We start from the raw sequence: 6,329 nt of genomic DNA, 5'->3' as shown, positions 1-6,329 counted from the left end.
CCGCGACGGCGGCGAGCCGCGCGGCCTGCGCGCGCAGCGCCTCCGGGTCGCGGGCCGACAGGACCCAGGCGAGGGTACGCCCCGCCGGCGCCGGCTCCGGCGCCGTGAACTCGGCCGGCTCCTCCTCGGGGGCCTGTTCGATGATGGCGTGCGCGTTGGTGCCGGCGACCCCGAAGGAGGAGACCCCGGCCCGGCGGGGGCGGCCCGGCTCGGGCCAGGGCAGCGCCTCGGTCAGCGGCCGGACGGTCCCCGGCGACCAGTCCACGTGCGACGACGGCGTGCCGACGTGCAGGCTCTTCGGCAGCAGGCCGTGCCGGATGGCCAGCACCATCTTGATCACACCGCCGACCCCGGCGGCGGCCTGCGCGTGCCCGAAGTTGGACTTCAGCGAGCCGAGCCAGAGCGGCCGGTCCGGCGCGCGGTCCTGGCCGTACGTGGCGAGCAGCGCCTGCGCCTCGATCGGGTCGCCGAGGGTGGTGCCGGTGCCGTGCCCCTCGACCACGTCGACCTCGCCGGCCGGCAGCTGCGCGTTGGCCAGGGCCGCGCGGATGACCCGCTGCTGGGCCGGCCCGCTGGGGGCGGTGAGGCCGTTGGACGCGCCGTCCTGGTTGACCGCGCTGCCGCGTACCACGGCGAGCACCGGGTGGCCGTTGCGGCGGGCGTCGGAGAGCCGTTCGAGCAGCAGCACGCCGGCGCCCTCGGCCCAGCCGGTGCCGTCGGCGTCGTCGGAGTACGCCTTGCAGCGGCCGTCGGGGGCCAGCCCCCGCTGCCGGCTGAACGCCACGAACGGCGCCGGGGTGGACATCACCATCACCCCGCCGGCGAGGGCGAGGGTGCACTCGCGGCGGCGCAGCGCCTGCACCGCCAGGTGCAGGGCGACCAGCGACGACGAGCAGGCGGTGTCCACGGTCAGCGTGGGTCCCTCCAGCCCGAGCGTGTACGCGACCCGCCCGGCGATCACCGAGGCCGCCGCCGCGGTGCCCAGGTACGCCTCGGCCGCCTCGGGGGCGGCGTTGAGCAGGTCGCCGTAGTCCTGGTAGCCGGAGCCGGTGAAGACGCCGACGGGCTTGCCGCGGACGGCGTCAGGGGCGATGCCGGCGCGTTCCAGCACCTCCCAGGAGACCTCCAGCATCAGTCGCTGCTGCGGGTCCATCGCCGCCGCCTCGCGCGGGGAGATGCCGAAGAAGGCGGCGTCGAACTCGGCGGCCTCGGCGAGGAAGCCGCCCTCGGCGACGTAGCTGGTGCCGATCCGGTCGGGGTCGTCGGCGAGCAGCCGGGCCAGGTCCCAGCCCCGGTCGGTGGGGAGCGGCCCGACCGCGTCCACGCCGCCGGCGACCAGTTCCCACAGCTGCTCCGGGGTACGCACGTCCCCCGGGTAGCGGCACGCCATCGCCACGATCGCGATCGGGTCGCGCTCGACGCCCTCGACCTCCTGGAGGCGCTGGCGCGTCTGCGTGAGATCCGCCGTCACCCGCTTCAGGTAGTCGAGAAGCTTCCCGTCCTCCGCCATGCCCGTCCTCACCCCTGCGGTCAGCGCAACCCGAGTTCGTTGTCGATGAAGTCGAAGATCTCGTCGGCGGTCGCCGTCTCGCCGAGCCGGTCGTCCCCGGCGGACCGGTCGACCAGGCCGATCAGGGCGCGCAGCCGGGCGGCGAGCGCGGGCCGGTCGGCGTCGTCCTCGGGCAGCGCGGCGAGGGCGGCCTCCAGCCGGTCCAGGTCGGCGTGGAGCCCGGTCGCGCCGTCGGCGGCGCCGACGCCCAGTTCCGCGCCGAGGAACTCCGCGACGGCGGCCGGCGTCGGGTGGTCGAAGACCAGGGTGGCGGGCAGCGGGTGCCCGGTGGCGGCGGTGAGCCGTTGCCGCAGGTCCATCGCGGCGACCGAGTCGAAGCCCAGGTCGGCGAAGGGACGGGCGGGGTCGAGGGCGGCCGGGCTGTCGTAGCCGAGCAGCGCGGCCACCTCGGCGCGGACGGTGTCCAGCAGGGCCCGTGCCCGCTGGGCCGGCGGCAGCGCGGCGAGCCGGTCGGCCAGCCCGGTCGCGCCGTCCGTGGCGTCGCCGGCGACCGCCTCGGCCACCTCGGGCAGCGCGTCGAGCAGCGGCCGGCGTCGGGCCATGGTGTAGACGGGGGCGAAGCGCGACCAGTCGATGTCGGCGACGACGAGGTCCCCGGCGCCGGCCCGGTACGCCTCGGGCAGCGCGGTGATCGCCAGCTCGGGTCGCATCGGCGGCGCGCCGAGCCGGCGCATGCCGGCGGCCAGGTCGGCGTCCACCATGCCGCTGTCCCAGGAGCCCCAGGCGATCGAGGCGGCGGCGAGGCCCCGGGCCCGGCGGCGGGCGGCGAGCGCGTCCAGGTAGGCGTTGGCGGCGGCGTAGCCGGCCTGCCCGGCGCTGCCCCAGACGGCGGCGCCGGAGGAGAAGAGCACGAAGGCGTCCAGCTTTCGGTCGGCGAGCAGGTCGTCGAGGTGGGCGGCGCCGGCCACCTTGGCGGTGGCGACGTCGGCGATCTCGGCGAGGGCCAGCTCCCCGATCGGGGCGATCCGCTGCATCGCCCCGGCGGCGTGCACCACGGCGGTCAGCGGCCACCGGGCGGGCAGCCGGTCGAGCAGCTCGCGGAGCTGGTCGCGGTCGGCGACGTCGCACGCGGCGACGGTCACCTCGGCGCCGAGCCCGGTCAGCTCGGCGGTCAACGCGTCCGCGCCGGGGGTGTCCGCGCCGCGCCGGCCGACCAGCACCAGGTGCTCGGCGCCGGCCCTGGCCAGGGCGCGGGCCACGTGCGCCCCGAGGCCGCCGGTGCCGCCGGTCACCAGCACGCTGCCGCATGGCCGCCACGGCTGCGGCGCCACCGGTCGGTCGGCCCGCACCATCCGGCGGGCATGCACCCCGCCGTCGCGGACCGCCACGTGGTCCTCGCCGCCGGTGGTCGTGACGATCGCGCGCATCCGCCGCAGGGCGGCCGGGTCGGGGAACTCGGGCAGGTCGACCAGTCCGCCCCAGTGCCGGGGCAGGTCGAGGGCGAGGCCGGCGCCGAGGCCGTGCACGGCGGCCTGGGCGGGGTCGGCGGACTCGGTGGGGTCGACGGCGACCGCGCCGGTGGTGAGGCACCAGATCGGGGCGTCGAGCTGGGCGTCGCCGAGCGCCTGCACCAGCGCGACCGTCCCGGCGAGGCCCCGGGTGAGCGCCGGGTGGTCGGGGTGCGGCCGGTCGTCGAGGGCGAGCAGGGAGAGCAGCACCGTGCCGGGGCCACGCAGCTCCCGCAGCCGGGCGGCGAGGGCGGCCCGGTCGGCGTCGGCCACCGGGACGCGGACCACCTCGCCGCCGTGCTCGGCGAGGGTGGTGGCGACCATGCCGACCCGCAGGTCGTTGTCGTACCCGTCGGGGACGGCGACCAGCCAGCGGGCGGGCACCGGCCCCGGCTCGGGGTCGGCGACGGACTCCCAGCGCACCCGGTACCGCCAGCCGTCCACCACGGACCGGTCGGCGTGCCGGCGGCGCAGTTCGGACAGGGCGGGCAGCACCTGGTCGAGGGCCGCCCGGTCGACCCCGAGGTCGGCGGCGAGGGCGGCCGGGTCGGCGGCGGCGAGGTCGTCGAGGAAGGTCGGGTCGGCGGCGGTCGGCTCGGGCGCCTCCCACCAGTACCAGCGGCGCTGAAAGTCGTAGCTGGGCAGCTCGACCCGGCGGGCGCCGGGGTGCACGGCAGCCCAGTCGACCGCCGTGCCCCGGGTGTGGGCGCGGGCGAGGGCGGTGACCAGTTCCCGCTCCTCGTCCCGGTCGCGGCGCAGCAGCGGCACGAAGGCCGCGTCCCGGCCGTCGCCGACGCAGTCCGGGCCGGTGGCCGACAGCGCGGCGTCGGGGCCGAGCTCCAGGAACGTGGTGACGCCCTGCTCGGCGAGCCACCGTACGGCGTCGTGGAAGCGGACGGTGCCGCGCACCTGGCGTACCCAGTGCCCGGGGTCGGTCAGCTCGCCGGTGACCGGCCGCCCGGTGAGGGTGGAGACGACCGCCAGGGTGGGCGCGGTGTACCGCAGCGACCGGGCGACCTCGGCGAAGTCGGCGAGCATCGGTTCCATCAGCGGGCTGTGGAAGGCGTGCGAGACGGCCAGCCGCCGGGTCCGCCGGCCGAGGCCGCGCAGCTGCTCGGCGACGGCCAGCGCGGCGGCCTCGACGCCGGAGACCACCACGGCGGTCGGCCCGTTCACCGCGGCCAGGTCGACCCGCTCGTCGAGCAGCGGCCGGATCTCCTCCTCGCCCGCCTCGACGGCGACCATCGCCCCGCCGACCGGCAGCGCCTGCATCAGCCGGCCCCGGGCCGCGACGAGCGCCGCCGCGTCGGGCAGGGTGAGCACGCCGGCGACGTGCGCCGCGGCCAGCTCGCCGATGGAGTGCCCGACCAGGTACGCCGGACGCACCCCCCAGCTCTCCAGCAGCCGGTACAGGGCCACCTCCAGCGCGAAGAGCCCCGGCTGGGCGTACCCGGTGCCGTGGAGCGGTTCGGCGTCGGCGCCCCACACCACCTCGCGCAGCGGCCGGTCCAGGTGCGGGTCGAGGGCGGCGACGGCGGCGTCGAACGCGTCGGCGAAGGCCGGGAACGCGGCGTGCAGGTGCCGGCCCATGCCGGGGCGCTGGGCGCCCTGGCCGGTGAAGCAGAAGGCGGTGGAGCCGTCGACGCGTACCGTGTCGCGGACCAGGTGGGCGGCGGCGGTGCCGTCGGCGAGCGCGGCCAGGCCGGCGCGCAGTGCGGCGTGGTCGGCGCCGCCCACGGCGGCGCGGTGCTCCAACGCGGCGCGGGTGGTGGCGAGGGAGTACGCCACGTCGGCAAGAGCCTGGTCGGCGTGCTCCTCCAGGTGCCCGGCGAGGCGGCGGGCCTGCGCCCGCAGCGCCGGCTCGTCCCGCCCGGAAACCAGCAGCGGCACGGGACGCGCCGGCCGCGCGCCGGCCGCGTCCTGCTCCGGGGCGGGGCTGCCCTGGGGCGGGGCGGCCTCGGCCGGCGGCTCCTCGACGATGACGTGGGCGTTGGTGCCGCTGAGCCCGAACGCGGACACCCCGGCCCGGCGCGGCCGGTCGCCGCGCGGCCAGGGCCGGGCCTCGGTGAGCAGCCGCACGTTGCCGGTGGACCAGTCCACGTTGGGGGTGGGTTCCTTGACGTGCAGGGTCTGCGGCAGCGTGTCGTGCCGCATCGCCTCCAGCATCTTGATGATCCCGCCGACCCCGGCGGCGGCCTGCGCGTGCCCGACGTTGGACTTGAAGGAGCCCAGCCAGAGCGGCCGGTCCGCCGGGCGGCCCTGCCCGTACGTGGCCAGCAGCGCCTGCGCCTCGATCGGGTCGCCGAGGGTGGTGCCGGTGCCGTGCGCCTCGACGGCGTCGACCTGGTCGGCGGTGAGCTGCGCGGCGGTCAGCGCGGCCCGGATCACCCGCTGCTGAGCCGGCCCGTTGGGGGCGGACAGGCCGTTGCTGGCGCCGTCGGAGTTGACCGCGCTGCCCCGGACCAGCCCGAGCACCGGGTGTCCGTGGCGGCGGGCGTCGTCGAGGCGTTCCAGCAGCAGCAGGCCGATGCCCTCGCCCCAGGCGGTGCCGTCGGCGTCGGAGGAGAAGGACTTGCACCGGCCGTTGGGGGCGAGCCCCCGGTCCTGGCTGAACCCGACGAACGAGTCCGGAGTGGACATCACCGTCACCCCACCGGCCAGGGCGAGGCCGCACTCGCCGGCCCGCAGCGCGTGCGCGGCCAGGTGCACCGAGACCAGCGACGAGGAGCAGGCGGTGTCCACGGTGACCGCCGGGCCCTCCAGGCCCAGCGCGTACGCGACCCGGCCGGAGGCGACGCTCGCCAGGCTGCCGACGCCCTTCGCGGCGTAGTCGTGGTAGACGAGGCCGGCGAAGACGCCGGTGGCGGTGCCCTTGAGCGAGGCGGGATCGATGCCGGCCCGCTCGACGACCTCCCAGGCGGTCTCCAGCAGCAGCCGCTGCTGCGGGTCGGTCTCCCGCGCCTCCCGGGGGCTGATCTTGAAAAAGTCGGCGTCGAACTCCCCCGCGTCGTGCAGGAACCCGCCGTTGACGCAGTACGTCCGGCCGGGCGTGGCCGGTTCCGGGTCGTACAGGCCGGCGACGTCCCAGCCCCGGTTCTGCGGGAAGCCGCTGATCGCGTCGCCACCGGTGGCGACCAGTTCCCACAGGTCGGCGGGGGTGCGGACGCCGCCGGGGAAGCGGCAGGCCGCGGCGACGATCGCGATCGGCTCGTGCCAGCGCTGCTCGGCGTCGTGCAGCCGCCGCCGGGTCTGCTGGAGGTCCGCCGTGGCGCGCTTGAGGTAGTCGCGCAGCTTGTCGTCGGTCGCCATCG

Annotated in this window: 2 protein-coding genes; both read right to left on the bottom strand. The window is 77.5% G+C overall.

Annotated elements, in window-relative coordinates; translation table 11 throughout:
• On the bottom strand, nt 1-1,510 hold a 1,510-nt coding region (locus AB0I41_RS30460), incomplete at its 3' end, for a beta-ketoacyl synthase N-terminal-like domain-containing protein (protein ID WP_357114035.1).
• A 20-nt stretch (nt 1,511-1,530) separates the two neighbouring features.
• Complete coding sequence (locus AB0I41_RS30455) at nt 1,531-6,327, bottom strand: type I polyketide synthase (protein WP_357114034.1); 4,797 nt, start codon at nt 6,325-6,327, stop codon at nt 1,531-1,533.
• Between the last annotated feature and the right edge of the window lie 2 nt (nt 6,328-6,329).

Source organism: Micromonospora sp. NPDC050200, assembly GCF_040656135.1.
Classification (GTDB): Bacteria; Actinomycetota; Actinomycetes; order Mycobacteriales; family Micromonosporaceae; genus Micromonospora.
Note: the sequence above shows the minus strand (reverse complement) of the source record. Positions and strands in the feature narration are given on the sequence as shown.

Bases quoted from the DNA above. Each gene is read 5' to 3' on its own strand.
- AB0I41_RS30455 (WP_357114034.1), bottom strand. From the start codon at position 6,327: ATGGCGACCGACGACAAGCTGCGCGACTACCTCAAGCGCGCCACGGCG.